The 16,796-nt window shown below is 59.3% G+C and carries 5 protein-coding genes; 3 read left to right on the top strand and 2 right to left on the bottom strand.

Annotated features, from left to right (window positions below; translation table 11 throughout):
* Positions 1–63 precede the first annotated feature (63 nt).
* Positions 64–8,982, top strand: a complete 8,919-nt coding sequence (locus AC07UC_RS35700) for an SPM autocatalytic domain-containing protein (RefSeq protein ID WP_494909441.1) — start codon at positions 64–66, stop codon at positions 8,980–8,982.
* Between the two features lie 373 nt (positions 8,983–9,355).
* On the opposite strand, the gene AC07UC_RS35695 is transcribed toward AC07UC_RS35700, so the two are convergent.
* Both AC07UC_RS35695 and AC07UC_RS35690 read right to left on the bottom strand, forming a co-directional pair.
* Entirely contained in the window at positions 9,356–9,652 is a 297-nt protein-coding gene (locus AC07UC_RS35695; RefSeq protein ID WP_494909440.1) for a tyrosine-type recombinase/integrase, read from the bottom strand.
* 425 nt (positions 9,653–10,077) lie between these two features.
* Positions 10,078–10,980: a nucleotidyltransferase and HEPN domain-containing protein gene (locus AC07UC_RS35690; RefSeq protein ID WP_494909488.1), complete on the bottom strand. Its 903-nt coding sequence runs from the start codon at positions 10,978–10,980 to the stop codon at positions 10,078–10,080.
* Positions 10,981–11,735: 755 nt separating this feature from the next.
* Here AC07UC_RS35690 and AC07UC_RS35685 point away from each other — a divergent pair.
* Both AC07UC_RS35685 and AC07UC_RS35680 read left to right on the top strand, forming a co-directional pair.
* Positions 11,736–12,995 carry a metallophosphoesterase family protein gene (locus AC07UC_RS35685; protein ID WP_494909439.1) on the top strand — a complete coding sequence of 420 codons (1,260 nt, stop codon included), beginning with the start codon at positions 11,736–11,738 and terminating at the stop codon, positions 12,993–12,995.
* Positions 12,992–16,462, top strand: coding sequence for an ATP-binding protein (locus AC07UC_RS35680; protein ID WP_494909438.1), 3,471 nt, complete (start codon positions 12,992–12,994; stop codon positions 16,460–16,462). The genes AC07UC_RS35685 and AC07UC_RS35680 overlap by 4 nt, the downstream gene beginning before the upstream one ends.
* Positions 16,463–16,796 lie beyond the last annotated feature (334 nt).

Raw genomic sequence — 16,796 nt, 5'->3', positions numbered from 1 at the left:
AGATGGGAAGTGTCGACGAGCTTGAGTGCGCCGTATCGACATATTCGGGGGGGGGGAATCGCAATGGCAACGGCCTTTCAGAGCCATCATGGAATTCCGGCCGAGTTCGCGAAAGGTCGCGTTATCTCTGCGTTGACGAAGGCGGGCTTGTTCAACATCGATGCGCTTGAAAATCGCATAAACCTTCCTGCGAATCGAGCGATAGCTGCCAAGCTCGGTGTGTCTGTTCACAATGGTGGCCCTTTGGCTTCGTATCGGGATGGGATCGAGCGAGCTCTCGACAATATTGGACGATCAGCCGACTTCATGGCCGCCCGGGCTGGTGATGCTGGAGCTTTGCAGCGTGTCTTAGGCGACGTAGAGACGCTGCGAGACAAAGTGATGGCGGGAATCGTGAATGGCGATCTCTTTACAAATAGCTCCGCCAACGCGAATGCCATTAACGACAGTTTCTTTGCTGAGCTTGATGCTCCATCCTCACGCCTGTCTGCGACGATGGCTCGCTTGAGAGCTATGTCTCCAGTAGACAGGGGGTGGGCTGCCGTGACCTTGTCTCCGAACCGTGCGGATGTTTTCGCCTTTTCCCAGACTTTTGGTGGCAAGCTCGCGAGAGGCTCGCACGAAGAAGCGATGGGATCTCTGACAAGAGCTATGGCGGCAACCGAGCGCGTGGGTCCCAGTTCCTTGACGCACTTCGGTACGAGACTAGGCAGGGTTGCCGGCGTTCTGGGCACCGGGATTGACGGACTGTTCAGCGGGTCTGAGGCATACGGGCAATTTCAGCACGGCGACTATCGCGGTGCCGGCAACACGGTCGTAAATTTCGTCGGCCGAACCATTGGAGGCATCGTCGGCGGCACACTCGGTGCGATTGGTGGCGCCGCTGCCGGAAGCTTGGTTCCCGGCCCCGGCACCTTGGTTGGCGGAGTTGCCGGCAGCATGGGTGGAGGTGTGGTTGGCTCCAGTTTGATCGAGAATGCATTTGATGATGTTTACGACAGTATTTTTGGCCTCGGCCCCACGAGTGGCCACCAGGATGGCGGTCGAGAGCGGGGGGGAAGTTCGGGAGGATCCGGAGCGAACAGTCCAGCGGGAGGATATGGCAATAGTGCCGTTAGCGGAGGTGGCTGGAGAGATTCCGTCGGTTTTGGCAACGGAGGCAATGGCGTAGGGTCTATCGGAGGAGTCGACGATGGACCGACAGGCCGCGGTGTTCGAACAATAAGCCACGAGCCGTGGGGGACTGTTACTAGCAGCCTGTTGGATGAAAATGGGGTGATGGTGGCGGGCCCCAGCACAAAAAACTTTTACGGTGACGGCTCAGTATCTTATGGCGGCACTAGAGCGAGCGGTACCGGAAATGCCGGCGGTGCTTCCATCTCGAATCCTGGCGTTGGACCGGCATCGAGCGCCGGCAGTTCGCCAAGCCATGTCGGAGACCGCGGAACTGCAGGTAATGGCACAAGCAAACCTGTATTGCTCGACCTGTCCGGAAATGGTATCGACATTGATCCACTGACCTCTTCCAATCAATTCGTTGATTTCGACGGTGACGGCTACGTCAGCCGGACCGCATGGGCAGGCAAGGGAACTGGTGTGCTGGTTCTCGACGCCGACGGCGACGGCAAGATCAGCCGCTCGAGCGAATTTATATTCACCGAATGGGACCAGACGGCGTCGGGCGACCTCGAAGCGCTAAAGGGTGTCTTCGACACCAACCACAACGGCCAACTCGACGCGGGTGATGATCGCTGGTCCGATTTCAAAATCATGGTCGATGGCCAGCTTGTGTCCCTCGCATCGCTGGGCATTGCTTCAATCGGGCTGACTTCGACTGGCAGCGGTCAACAGTTTATCGATGGCTCCGCGATCACCGGTACAGCGCAATTCACCCGGACCGACGGCAGCACTGGTGCGGTAGGCGATGCAGTTCTGGCGGCCGATGCGAGCAGCTATTTAGTCAAAAGCGTCGTCATGACAAATGGTGACGGTTCAAAGACGACGACGCTTGGTGGCTACGACAAGGACGGCACACTATCGTTCCAGAACCGCATTACTGTGAGCGTCGACGGGCTTTCAAAGACGACACAGTTCGATGATGACGGCAACGGCACCTATGAGCGGTCCCAGACCGACGTGACGACCGTCACGGCGGGGGTGCGCCAGCGCATCGTCAGCGATTTGAACACCGACGGGTCGCTGGCCCAGCGCACCACCACGACGACCAGCGCCGACAAGACCACAGTGACGACGGCGCTCGACCAGGATGGCGATGGTATCGCTGATCAGACGCAGACCTTTGTAAGGAATGGCGACGGTTCGACCACGACCAGCGTGTCCCAGAACAGCATCAACAGCACGTTGCTGCGCAAGGTTGTCACGACGGCTTCCGCCAACGGCCTGACGAAGACTGTTCAGAGCGATTCAACCGGAACCGGCACTTATGACCTGACGACCACCGAGACGACGGTCATTGCAGGTGATGGCACCCGCACCAAGACGGTTGCAGACACAAGCAACGGCGGCGCGTTGATCGATCGCGAACAGACTGTTACCAGCACCGATGGCCGCACACGCACCGTCTCGCACGACCTCGACGGTAACGGCGCTTATGAAACCCGCGACGTCACCGCCATCACCAATGGTGCCAATGGCGTTTCTGTCACGACTATTTCTTCTTACAGTTCCACCAACGCATTGATCGGTAGGGCTGTCGCCACCACCAGCAGCGATGGCTTGGTTAAGACCATGTCCACCGATCTTGATGGCGACGGTCTATTCGATGTCAATTTCTCGGACGTAACAGTGGTTGGCGCCGGCGGCAGTCTCAGCGAGACCCAGCAGACAAAAAGCCGCGACGGCTCCCTGGTTGCAAGCTCGACCATCAGCACCAGCGCTGACCGCAAGACAATCTCGATATCCGCCGATGCCGACGGGGATAATCATGCCGACTCGGTCAAGACCATCATCGTCGATGGCGTTGGCGTCACCACTTCGACCGTGAATCTTTATAATCCGGATGGCTCATTGGTCGGCAAGATCTTCAATCAGACGTCTGCGGATGGCTTGTCGGTGACCAGCAAGACCGATCTCGACGGCGACGGCACTTATGATGTCGTGTTTAGCGACGTCACGACGACAGATCCCTCAAATAATCGAATCCGAACGGTGACGACCAGGAGCGCCAACGGCACACTGGTCGGCAACTCGACCATCACCACCAGCGCCGACAGCCTTACCCAGACGGTCAAAGACGACATAGATGCCGACGGTACGTTCGATCGCCAGACGGTAACCGCAACGGTGCTTGGAGGAGACGGTAGCCGTACCGTAACCGAGACGACCAGCAGCGCAAGTGGCGCGGTGCTGGAAAAGACCGAGGTTAAGACCAGCGCCGACAGGAAGACGACCACCACGAAGATCGACGCCAATGGTGACACGAAAATAGATCGTACCCAAGTCGATATCGTGAACGCTGACGGTAGCCGCCTCACGACCGTATCCGATACCGACATCAACGGCACGTTGCATGCCAAGACGGAAATATCGACTTCGGCCAACGGTTTGACAAACACTGTCAAGCAGGATGTAAACGGCGATGGGGTCTATGATGTCTTGACCCAAGCCGTAACGGCCATCGCTGCCTCGGGCACACGAACCACTACAACTTCCACGACCTCCGCCAACGGCACGCTGTTGGCGAGGACTATTGCCGCAGTGTCGGCAAACGGTTTGAGCGCAGAAATTCAGGTCGATAGTGACGGCAATGGTGTCGTCGAGCGGAAATCAACCGACGTTACTGTGCTGAACGCTGACGGGTCGGCAACTAAGACAATTTCGCTGTTGGCCGGAAATGGCGCGCTGATCAGCAAAACAATCGCCACGACCAGCGCAAACCGGTTGACCTCGACAGTCCAGGCCGATCTCGATGGTAATGGCACGACTGACCGTACCACCATTTCGACTGCCACTTTCGGGGCCGATGGGTCGAAGACCGATACTGTCAGTATCCTTAATGCCAACAATGCTCTGATCGCTCGATCTCAGACAGCCGCCAGCGGCGACGGCCATATGGTGACGACGACGAGGGATATTGACGGAGACGGCCTGACCGACGAGGCAAGCTCGACCATCCTCAATGGCAACGGTTCGACCACTACGACAAGTCGCACCTACAAGTCCGGCGTTGTAACGTCCACAGCGACGCGCACCGTAAGCGCCAACGGCCTCAACACCACGCTTAGCTCTGATCTTGACGGCAACGGAACGATCGACCAATCGACGACCGACGTCGTTGTGCTTAACGCTGATGGAAGCAAGACCGAAATCATCACTGACATCGATGCCATTGGCGCGGTGAAGGACAAGACCACAATTGTCACCAGCGCCGACGGTCTCACCAAGACAGTAACGTGGGCTGCCACGGGAACTGCGACCAGTCGCTCCATGGTCGACAAAACTGTGCTCAACGCCGACGGCAGCACAACTGAAACGCTGGACTACAAAAAGGCTGATGGGTCGCTTGAGAGCCGGGTAGCGACGACCATCAGCGCGAACAAACTGACAACAACTATCATCAGAGATAGGAATGGTGATGGGGTGGCGGATTTAAGTATTGTATCGGTCGAAAACGCCGACGGAACCATAATGACGACCCAATCCGGTCAACAGGCTGGTCAAACTATCGGGGATAAAGTAACTACTGTCAGCGCGGATGGCCTCTCAAAAGGTATTGACTACAAGGGATATGCCAATGGCACGATGACTCCGCAAGTGAGCCAAAGGTACCTTTATTCATCCATTCTAGGACTTGATGGAACGGCAACCGACGCAACCCAATATTTCGCCTATTCGCAGCCACTCTCGTTGAGGGAGATGGCGACGATAGTTACCTCTGGAAATGGTCTCTCCACCACCAAGAATTGGGATCTGACCGGTGACGCAGTCGCTGATCGAAAGCAAACTGATGTAACGAGCCTATCGACTGACGGATCGGTTACACGGGTCCTTAGTGAGTTCGACGGATCAACACTCAGCAGCCAAAAAACCACTATGGTAAGTGCCAACGGCTTATCGGCAACGACAAGTCTTGTTGTCTATGGCGCCAACCCGTTGAGCCAAAGTGCGACAGACCTAACAACGGTGAACGTCGACGGTTCAATGACGCGTAGCGTAACAAGCCTGAATTCCGCAGGAGTGCAAATATCGAAGTTTGTCACGACCACGAGTGCGGATGGCAGGTCAAAGGTTGTCCAGGAAGACGTTGATGGCGTGATCGGCTTCGACCGGATCACCACGGACAACGTTGTGACCCTGGCAGACGGAACTATAATGGAGACAGTTAAAAGGCAGACGGTTGCGGGCGTTCTTTTAGACAGCGAGGTCACGACAGCAGCCGGAGATGGACGAACAGTTACAATTGTGCGCGACGCTGACGGCGATGGAACTACCGATCAAACGGAGATCGTTCAAAAGAGAGTCGACGGCTCGGTAGTAACGACAATAACGGATTTCAGTGCGGCTGCGCGCAAATCAAGCCAGACTATAGTTACCACGAGCGGTGACGGATTGGTGACGACCACGGAGTGGGATTTCGACGGCGACGGGACGATTGATCAGCGGCGTATTGCCACGACAACGCCATATGCCGATGGGCTGAATGTGGTTTCGGTCGAAGACGTTTCGGTGCCAGGGAACAGCACGTTGAGCAGTAGCAATACTGTTGTGAATGAAGACACACGCGGTCGATCCGTTACCATCAATGTCAACGGTGATATAAATGTAGATAAGATAAATACCATATACTACAATATAGATGGATCAATTACAAAGAAAACATACATAAGCAATGTGGCAGCTAGGGATACGAATTTACTTATGCCGGGCCAGGTGCTGTGGCGCCGTGCGATTCCGGCAAATCTTGCTTCTACCACGAGCGCGGATGGCCTAACGACCACGGTTATAGCTGACTATGACGGCGCTCCATCCTACGTGCCAAATGCTGCTGATTTTGAGTATAGCTCGGTCTCTCAGACTCAAATTGACGGCTCTGTCGTCAGCACGATCACAGAAAAGAATACGAACGGAACCGTCAAGGCGAGGGGGCTTGTCACCGTAAGCGCCGATGGCTTGACGACCAGGCTTCAGAAGGATGCCGATAACAACGGCTCTTATGAGCACGTCGAGACCGCCGTAACGCGTATCGACGGATCAATCCGCCTGGTAGCTGTCGACTATAATGCGAGTGGGGGCGCTACGCAGACAATAACGACTGATGTTAGCGCCGACATGAGATCAACGTCGGTCGTTACGGCCAATGCGACGACAGGAACTGGCTCGGCTTCCGGCATAGGCGTCGAATTCATCGCCACTGGCACCACCAACGACACCATTACCGGAACAAGTGGCGATGACCACATTCAGGGCGGTGCCGGTGTCGATACGCTCAATGGCGGCGCGGGTGATGATCTTCTCGACGGCGGCACCGGGGCGGATATCATGAAGGGCAATGCCGGCAATGACACTTATGTCGTCGACGATGCCGGCGACCAGGTTATCGAGAACGCCAGCGAGGGCACCGACACGGTGCTGAGCTCGGTGACGTACACAATCTCAGATGCCGATGTCGAAAATCTGACCCTGACGGGAACTGCCGCGATCAACGGCACAGGCAATTCGGCGAACAATGTGCTTATCGGCAATTCGGCCGCCAATGCCCTCAGCGGTGGCGACGGTAATGACACGATCTATGGCGGCGCCGGCAACGATACCCTCGCCGGCAACAACGGCAATGACACAATCTACTCCGGCGCCGGTAATGACTACATCAATGGCGGCGGCGGTGACGATACGCTGGTCTTCCAGCGCGGCGATGGCACCGAGACGGTCGACGACGCTTCTGCCGTGGTCACAACAGTTGCCTCGGACATCAGTGCCGCCAATACGCTGGGGGTTTCCGCGACTGGAATCGTCAATGACTGGGTCGGGGGCTATCTCTGGCAAACCAGCACCAACAGTCTTCTGAAGCGGCAGGAAGCCGGCACCGATACGCTGGTGCTTCAAGGGATCTCAGCTGACAATCTGTCATTTACCTGGTTTGGACATATTGCTGACAATTTGCGCATAGACGTCACCGGCGGCCCGGCCGGTGACAGCCTGTTGCTATTCCAGCAAGGCGTCGTCGGCCGCATTGAAAAGCTTCAACTTGATGGGCTCGGCGCGATGAACTTTTTTGTGGCGCCTGCATCCGGGGCAACCGTCTACGGTGGGACCGGTAACGACATCATGTTCGGCCTCGCGGGCAACGATTATCTGAGCAGCGGTAGTGGAGATGACATTCTCCATGGCGGTGCCGGCAACGATATCATGCAGGCATTCGACGGAAACGACCGGCTGATCGGTGGGAAAGGCAATGACAACATCCAGGGAATGGACGGCAGCAACGAATATGTCTTCCGCCCCGGCGATGGGAGCGATTACCTGACCGACTTTACGTGGCCCGTCACCACGGCAGCGGCTGACATTGCCGCGGCGAGCGCATTGGGCGTGCAGGCGGGAGGGACCGTCAACACATGGTTTGGCGGCTATTACTGGCAGACGGCGACCAACAGTCTTTTGAAGGCATCGGGGACAGGCACCTCGACATTGACCCTCCAGGGCGGGATAATGCTCGATAATCTGTCCTTCTCTTGGTCCAGCAACGGCGACGATTTGAAGATCACTACAGGCGGTGCTGGTGATCAGATCACGATCAGCCAGTACAAGACTGCCGCAGGGCGCATCGAGAAATTGGCCCTTGATGGCATGGCCGCGACGAGTTTCGCGGTTGCCACCAGCCTCGGCGCGACCCTCACCGGTACTGCGAATGCCGATATCCTGTTCGGGCTGACGGGCAATGAGTGGCTGGTCGGTGGCACCGGCGACGACACTCTCTATGGAGGCGACGGCAACGACGTCCTGAATGCCGGAGATGGCAACGACCGGCTTGTCGGCGGCAAAGGCAACGATACCTTATGGGGCATGGGTGGGGACGATCAGTATGTGTACCACCGAGGTGACGGAGGTGACGTCATACAAAATTATACCTGGCCGGTCACCACGGCAGCCGCGGATATCTCGGCCGCGGCTGCAATAGGGGTGCGAGCAGATGGAATCATCAACACATGGGTTGGCGGTTACTATTGGCAAACATCAGCAAACAGTCTGCTAAAGGCCGGTGGGACGGGAACATCGACTCTAGTGCTGCAGGGAGGCATCGTTGTTGATGACCTTTCGTTCACGTGGGGTGGGGCGTTAGGCGAAGATGTAACTGTGATAGTTGGCGGTGGGCCGGTCGGTGACCGATTGTTCCTATCCCAACAGGCATTGGAGCCGGGCCGCATCGAAAAGCTTCAGCTTGATGGGCTTGGTCCTATAAACTTCGTCATCGCGCGCACCGCCGGTGGGACTGCCGCGGGTAGCACCCAAGCCGATATCATATTTGGTCTCACCGGAAACGAAACTCTCAACGGCGACGCTGGCAACGACATTCTGGTCGGCGGTACCGGCAACGACACGTTGGTCGGTGGCGCGGGCAATGACCAGTACCGATTCAGGGCAGGGGATGGCTCAGACACCATCGTCGAATCTGGCGCCTACAATGACAATGACGAACTGGATTTCGGCTCGGGCATCGACTGGAATGAGCTTTGGTTTGCCCAGCAGGGCAACAACCTTGTTGTCTCGGTGCTGGGCACGACCGACAAAGTTACGGTCAACGGCTGGTTCGCCGGCCCAGGCAATGTCGTCGAGACCATCAAATCCGGTGACGGCAAGGTGCTTCATTCGTCCGATATCGCAACCTTGGTCGCCGCCATGGCCGGTTTCGATCCGGCGACCTCACCGACCGGGGCCGGTATCCAGCCCAATGATCCACGGCTCGGCGATCCGAACCAGATCGGCACCGTTGCCAGAGCGATGCAGTCATCCTGGATGGCGGCCTGAAAGGTAAGCGCGCGGCCTCGAACCGGGTTCAGCACGCCCAGTTCGAGTCTCGCGGAGGGCATTATCGCAGGTGCCGGCATCAAAGATTCGGTTGAATACGTCGGCATCCGTTACACAAATCCTTACACAAATGCCCGACAAGCCAGTTCGTGCTAGGTGTTGGTCCTCCGCGACATGTCGAATTATGCATGTAAGACAATGAGTTACGTCTTGAGATCTGGTGCCCCCGGCAGGAATCGAACCCGCGACCTTCGGTTTACAAAACCGTAGGTCGCTTTACCGACGGAAGCGATCGAGGCTCTATTTCGTAGTTGCACGATCGTAGCTACAGCCATCCATCGGATGGCGTTCAATGCCACCCAACTCGTGTCAACTACGCAGCCGTCGACACTTGGATGGTGTGAAGCATTTCCGGCTTGAGGTGCGTATGGCGCCGCAACATCTTCCAATCTTTGTGACCCGTGACCAGCGCCAGCTGTTCAATCATGAACCCAGCTTCGAACAATCGGCTTGTTCCTTCGTGCCGCAAGTCATGAAAATGAAGATCGCGGATATCCAGGTCAGTGCACCCTCGACGAAAAGCGCTCGACACCGACGGAGATGGCAAGAGCGAGGTGCAGATTGGGGCCGAGACGCGGTCTTCGACCACGATCCGCACCGTCAAGACCATTGTGACGATCCGGGCAAAGCCAGAGGTGGGCGTCGTGACAATCGTCCGCGATGGACGTTACTCGTGCACAGGTGGAAGAGATTGTTAGTGGGATGGGTGGGTTTCGCGGATGTCACCCGTATTTCGCACTACCGTGTTGCCACACTCCATCTTGATGAACTGTTCCCACAACGAACATGTTTTCCGCTATGGCGATCCACCAGGCGGGATCTACGGGCTTGTTCTGGGTACGGTCACTGTCAATACAGCACCACCGAATGAATCCCCCCCGACTGATCGATCTGGGTCCGCCTGGTGACTGGCCGGAGAGGAGTGCTTCCCGTGAGCGAGCGAAGCAGGGCATTCCTAGCCGGGGACCGATCTATCGAAGAATCGACAATCGATGCCAACATAGAGCCACGCAGCTAGCGAACTGAACCACTGGCTTAGTCAGCCTCGTGCCTGAGCGTCTCGATTTGTGATCGGCAGATCCTTTCCGTCTGATCAATGAGGTCGGAGACCCGCTCAGAGAGCCACTGAAGTGCTTCTTGGGTTACCTCAAAATGCCGTGAGTAGCGCGCTTTCACATACGCTTCGTTGATGACATTGAACCACGCGACAAAACGCTGTTGGTCGCGGGGCCAGACGTCGGCTATCTCGCGGGCCTGATCCTCGGCAAGGCTGCGGAGAAACTTGATCTTGTGTGAAGCAGGACTGTAGTTCGTTAGAACGAGCAACAACGCTGCGTAGGCTTGCTCGATCGATTGGTGGAGGAGAAAGGCGGCTTCCTTGAGGTTAGTTTCTCCAAGGAGGAACCCCGCCGTCTTTGCGAAGACTCGAGCGGGCGGTAGTCTGTCCTCTAGGTGCTCGGTTGCCAATCGAAGAGCCTCGGCCGGCTTGGCCGGGATCGGATTGGCCAGCGGCTCATCGTCAAGTTCATACAGAACGATCCCCTCGCGGCGAATGTCGACGAAGAAATATTGCCCCTCCCTCAGGGCCGTGTTCACTTCCCTACGAGAGTGGACGATGAAGCTGACGGGAGTGTTGATCTCGCGCATCAGCCGATCTGCCGCCGTCTGCCAATACCCCGCAAAGTCCGTCAGCTTGCGGTTGTTCACCACCACTAGCAGGTCGAAATCGGAACGATATCCTTTCCTGGTATGCGGCTCGTCGGCCCAGCCACCACGCGCATATGATCCGAAAAGTATGATCTTCAGAATGCGCCCTCGCTTCTTGAAATCCGCTGTCCCTCCTTTGAGGGCATCCTCGAACTCCTCAAGCAGCAGCTCGATCACCTTTCTCAGCTCGCGCTGCTTTGGCGGCGGGAGATGGTCGATGCTGGATTTCATAAACAAGGGTCTGTCGTCCATCGCGTATGCATAGCCGAGACGAGGCCTCGAATCCACAGATTGCCTCGTTCGATCTTGTTAAGCAACGCATATGTTGCGACTCCGAGCAGGAGAGTTGTTAAGCTGATGCTAAAGATATTTCAAACTTGTTAGAACTACCTCCTGTTAGAAAATCCTCCCGTTTCTCGACAACGAAGCGCTATTTCTTTGACTTCATCTGCGGCCGATCTCCCCCGCTGCCTCGCTGTCAGCCTTCAAGTCAGCAACCAGGAACTCAAGCTCGGAAAGACGCGCGTTGAGTTCCTGGGGAAGGGGACAGCTAGCGTATCAGCCACGGGATTATCGTGGCTGTGGGTGCTTACACGGCTCGTGCCCTCGTGAAATCGAATGGCCAGCGCGTCGGAAAGGCGGACGTGGCAAAGGTCCAGGGTTGGACGATGTTGCGGAAGATCACTTCCTCCACCACGCATCGTAAATGTCGCGCAATCGGCCATAGAGGTTCTTCACGCGGTAGCCGGCCGGGCTGGTCGCATGCAGCCTGGTCAGTTGTAAAAGAGAGATCGGACCATCTTGATCCTCGATGGCACAAGAGGGTCAGAGACGGCTGTCCTGACGTCGAGGCCTCAATCCACGGAGCTGTTGCATACCGCTGGGGGACTTTGCTAACTCGAGTCAAGGCGCCTACGACGCTTTCGGCGATTTGACTTTTTGGGCAATGTTGCCTGAGCATCTGTCCCGGCTAGGAGGTCGCCCAGATGGCATTCCGATTCGTCCATACGGCCGACATCCATCTCGACTCGCCGCTGCGGTCGCTGGCGCTGCGCAACCGCGACCTGGCCGAGCTCGTCGGCGATGCCAGCCGCCAGGCATTCATCTCAATCGTCGATCTCTGCATTGCGGAGAGCGTCGATGCGCTGGTCATCGCCGGAGATCTCTACGATGGCGATCAGACGTCGATGAAAACCGCCCGCTTCCTGGCCTCGCAAATGACGCGCCTGCACCAGGCCGGCATCCGGGTTTTCAAGATCCGCGGCAATCACGATGCACTCTCGCGCATCTCCAAACAACTGGTTTTCCCCGACACGGTCACCATCTTTACCGGCCGTCCCCAGTCGATACCGCAGACCGCCGGCGGACTGGACGTCGTCTTCCACGGCTTGAGCTTCGCCAACCCCAAGGCGCCGGAGAGCCTGTTGCCCAGATATCCCGCGCCTCGTGAGGGCGCGGTCAATGTCGGCATCATGCACACCAGCCTTGCCGGATCACCCGGTCACGACGTCTACGCGCCTTGCAGCATCGCCGATCTGCAGGGTCATGGCTTCGACTACTGGGCGCTTGGGCACATCCATCTGCGCAACGTCCATGCCGGAGCCTCAACCGTGGTGATGCCGGGGATTCCGCAGGGCCGGGACATCAACGAGGCTGGCGAAAAATCCGTCACGCTGGTGACGATACCTGACGATCGCTCCATTGAGATCGAGGAAAGGTCGACCAGTATCGCGCAGTTCGAGCGGGCAAGCGTCGACCTGAGCGGAGCGGTCGAATGGTCCGAGGCCGTCGGGCGTGTACGCTCCGCGCTTGAAGCACTCCGCGCCTCCGTCAGGTCGCGTCACGCGGTGGTTCGGCTCGGCCTCGGCGGCACGTCACCCTTGGCCTGGGCGCTGGTCCGCGACAAGGATCTGCTGCTGACCGAGGCTGAGCAGGCCGCGCAACAAATCGGCGATATGTGGGTGGAAAAGCTCGAGTTCGCTGTCCTGCCTCCGGACGCCGAAACAGCTGATGACACCGCGGACCCGATCCTTGAACTCGCGCAGTCCATGCGCGCCGATGCCGGGTCGGAAGCCTTTCGCGGGGAGGCGAGGGCGCTCATCCAGAAGCTGGTTGCGGATCTCCCGCCCGAAGGGCGCGACTTCGCAGGCAAGGATGAGGCAGGACTGGACGTCTTCCTGGACAGGGTGCTCGCTAGTGGCGTTGACCTGGTGACGGCGCGCCTGAAGGCAGGTGGGCCGCAATGAGGCTGCGCCGCCTTGACCTTGTCCGCTACGGGAGGTTCACCGACAGGACGATCGACTTTGGCCCCAAGCCAGAGTCCGGACCCGACCTGCACATCGTGTTCGGGCTGAACGAGGCCGGCAAGTCGACCGCGCTATCCGGCTATCTGGACCTTCTGTTCGGCATCGAGGAGCGCAGCCGCTACAACTTCCTGCACGAGTACAGCGCCATGCGCATTGGCGGTGTGCTCGAGCTCGGCGGGGCTGAGCACGCGTTCACGCGCACGAAACAGCGCAACAACTCGCTGCTCAACGCGATGGGCCAACCGGTCAGCGACATGGCGATTTCGGCGCATCTGGCTGGTCTGACGCGCGACGCCTACACAACCATGTTCTCACTCGACGACGAGACGCTGGAGGCCGGCGGCAAATCGATCCTGGAGTCGCGTGGCGATCTCGGCAAGCTGCTGTTCACCGCCAGCGCCGGCCTTGGCCACGCTAGCGATACGCTGAGCGCACTCGAGGCGGAAGCCGACGGTCTTTACCGCAAGCAGGCGCATGGAACGGAGCTTGCGCTGTTGAAAAAGCGGTTGGCCGAACTGAAGGCGCAAAGGGATGGGATCGACACCCTGGCGTCGACCTATGAGAACCTTGAGGCCGAGCGGCTGGACGCAGCGGAAAAATACGAGCACGCCATCACCGAACGATCGGCGCTATCGACGCGGCTCGATACGATTGCCAGATACCTCCGTGCCGGCCCGGTTCTGGCCGACATCGGACGCAAGACGGCCCAGTTGGCCAAGCTGCCGGATATCGCTACACCAGCGCGGACCTGGACGGGCAGCATCGCCGGTTTGATCGAAGACGACGCAGGCCTGAAGACGCGGCTTGCCGCGAGCATGGACGAGATCGAACGTCTCGCGGCAAAGCTTGCCTCGGTCGATATCGATGAGGCCATCCTGACGGTATCCGAACGCGTTCGCGCATTGGCGGAGAGCAAGGCGCGCCATGTTTCGGCAGGCCTGGACCTGCCCAACCGCAGGACCGATTTGCAGATCCTCGACAGCGCCGTGGCGGCATGTCTTGCAGCCCTGGGACGGTCTTCCGGGCCAGATCCTGCCGCGCTGCTGTTGCCGGCCGCCACTGTCGGCGTCGTGCGCGCCATGGTCGAGCAACGATCTGGGATAACGACTGCTGCACGGGCTGCCCGCGACGAAGCCGCGGCGGCATTCGATGCCCTTCAGGCGGCGCGCGAACGGGTCGGCGAGGAAAGGGCCGTCCCTGAGCCTGTCAGGGCAAGACTCAGCTCGGCCTTGTCGAAGGCGAGGGGGAGCGGACATGGAGCGGAGCTCAAATCTGCCCGCGAGGTCGAGGATGCGGCCATGGTTCGCGGGGAAGCGGCACTCGGCCGATTGCACCCATGGTCTGGCGATGCGCCAACGCTGGCCAGGATCGCTGTCCCGAGCGCCAGGCAAATCAGCGCGTGGAAGGCGACGGCGGCTGAGCTTGGCCGCAATAAGGCCGTGCTTTCCGAACGACTTGCCGACTACCAGGGCAATCATGACGTGCTCACGGCGCGATTGGGCGCGCTTCGCGCTTCTGTCGATATCGCCGATGACGATGCGGCCGCCGCCGTCCGGCGGCTGCGCGGCGATGCCTGGACCAGGCATAGAGCATCTCTCACCGGCCAGACCGCGGACGATTTCGCGCTCGCCCTGGCGCAAGACGACACTGTTGGCGCGAGACGGCTGGCCGGTGCGGCGGACCTTGCCGAGATCCGGTCGGCAACGCGCGGCCTCGCCGAGACAACGGCCGACGCCTCGCGCCTGCGCCAGGAGCTTGCGCGTGTCGATGCCGACCTGAACTCCGTGCTGTCGGAGATGCGGAACGCCGCCAAGGACCTAGTGGCGGAATGGCTGGAGCCGTCGCCCGAGCGTCTGATCGAACGGATCGAGGATCAAATCTCGGCGCGCGCCGACGCGCTCGCTGCCTGGGAGACAACCGAGCTCTCCCGCAAGAAGGCGGAACGGGCAGTTAGCGAAGGAGATCGCATCCATCTGGAGCTGCGCGAGGCACTGCACAGTGTCGGCATCGGTTCACTCGTCAGTGACAGCCTGGAGGCGATCATGGCCCTCGCGGAGCTGTTCCTCGACCGACAACACAAAATAGACGCCGGACACACCGAAGCGCTCAAGACAGTGAGCGCCAGGGAAGAGGACCTGGCCGTCAGGCGACGCGCCATTGGGGTGGCTGAGCAGCGCGAGGAAGATTGGCTGGCCGGCATCGCCGAGGCGCTCAAGGGCACCTGGCTCGAGAGCGGGCTCTCGGCCGCCGGCGCCGGCATGGTGCTTGACCAGTTGGCTGCGCTGTCAAGGAGCCTGCAGGAACGGGACGCCTTGCGGTTGCGGATCGAAAAGATGGAAGCCGACAGGGAAGCCTTCCTTGTGGAGGTCATCGGCGTTGCGGCCGCGGTCGGCGAGACCGCAGCCGGCGACGATGCGGAGCAGGCGGCAATCCGCCTTGCCGGGCGCCTGGAACGCGCCGAGCGCGCACGCGAGAGCAAGGATGGCCTCACCCACGATCTTCGACGCCTGCGGGATAGCCGCGGCATGCTTGATGCCGAAATCGCGGCGCATGAGCGCCGCAAGAGCGAGGTCCTCGACGTGTTTGGCGTGGCAACGCTCGCCGAGGTCGTGGAGCGGGACGAATTGCTGCGCGACCGCGACCGGCTGCGCGGTGTGATCGGCGAGCTCGAGGAACAGGTGGTAGGCGAGCTCGCCGTGACGGGGATCGACGAGGTGCGTTCCCTGTTGGACGCTGCCGAGGCCGACAGCCTGGCAATGGAGAGGGCGCAAGGCGAGCAACGGCTTCAACAGCTTGATGAAACCATTCAGCAACAGCTGATCCGGCAGACGCGCGCCGCCGACAAGCTTGACGCCATTGGTGGCGACAGCACCGTTGCCCGTATAGACGCCGAACGCCGCACCGTGCTCCTGGAGATCGAGGACAGGGCTGTCCGCTACATCGAATTGAAACTCGGCGTGCTGTCAGCGGGCAATGCGCTGCGTGCTTATCGCGACCGCCACCGCTCAGGCATGATGATGCGCGCGTCCGACGCTTTCGCCCTGATGACACGCGGCCAGTATTCGGGTTTGACGACGCAACCTGCAAAAGGCGGCGAGGTCCTCATCGCCTTGCAGCGCGATGGGCAATCCAAGCTCGCCGACGCACTGTCGAAGGGTGCCCGCTTCCAGCTCTATCTGGCATTGCGGCTTGCCGGATATTACGAATTTGCTGAGTTGCGCCCGTCCGTCCCTTTCATTGCCGACGACATCATGGAAACCTTCGACCATGTCCGATCGGAGGAAGTGTTCCGCTTGTTTGGCGAGATGGCCCGCGCCGGCCAGGTCATCTACCTGACCCATCATCTCCATCTGTGCGATATCGCCAAGACCGTCGTGCCCGGCATCATGATCCAGGAACTGGGTTAGCCGACGCGATCCAGTTTTCGGGCGCAGCCCTCGTGTCGATCGTGCCGAGGCGCCGGAACCCCGCGACCGCCGTTGCGTCCCGATGGCCGGGTGGGCGCAGCGGAGCGCACAAAACTCGGAGCGGAGCGAACCCGGCCCTGAGGGACGCAAGCGCAGGGTGCAGCCCTGCTGCGGGCGGTCGCGGCACGACCAGCACCAGCGCCGCGATGCGCCCTCGTCAATCGGGTTGTCTTGGAGACAGGACTCTGCGATAGTTTGCTCTGCGCGCAAGCTTTCGCGGGTGTTGCACCGCGGCTGCGAAAGCGATCAAGGCCAGGGACGACACGATGATATC

It is taken from the genome of Mesorhizobium sp. GW821-FHT04C10 (assembly GCF_059420305.1).
The sequence above is the reverse complement of the archived record's forward strand: the minus strand, read 5'-3'. Positions and strand labels throughout refer to the sequence as shown.

Coding starts and splice junctions, on each gene's coding strand:
- AC07UC_RS35700 (WP_494909441.1), top strand. CDS start 64: ATGGCAACGGCCTTTCAGAGCCATCATGGAATTCCGGCCGAGTTCGCG.
- AC07UC_RS35695 (WP_494909440.1), bottom strand. CDS start 9,652: ATGGTCTTGACGGTGCGGATCGTGGTCGAAGACCGCGTCTCGGCCCCA.
- AC07UC_RS35690 (WP_494909488.1), bottom strand. CDS start 10,980: ATGAAATCCAGCATCGACCATCTCCCGCCGCCAAAGCAGCGCGAGCTG.
- AC07UC_RS35685 (WP_494909439.1), top strand. CDS start 11,736: ATGGCATTCCGATTCGTCCATACGGCCGACATCCATCTCGACTCGCCG.
- AC07UC_RS35680 (WP_494909438.1), top strand. CDS start 12,992: ATGAGGCTGCGCCGCCTTGACCTTGTCCGCTACGGGAGGTTCACCGAC.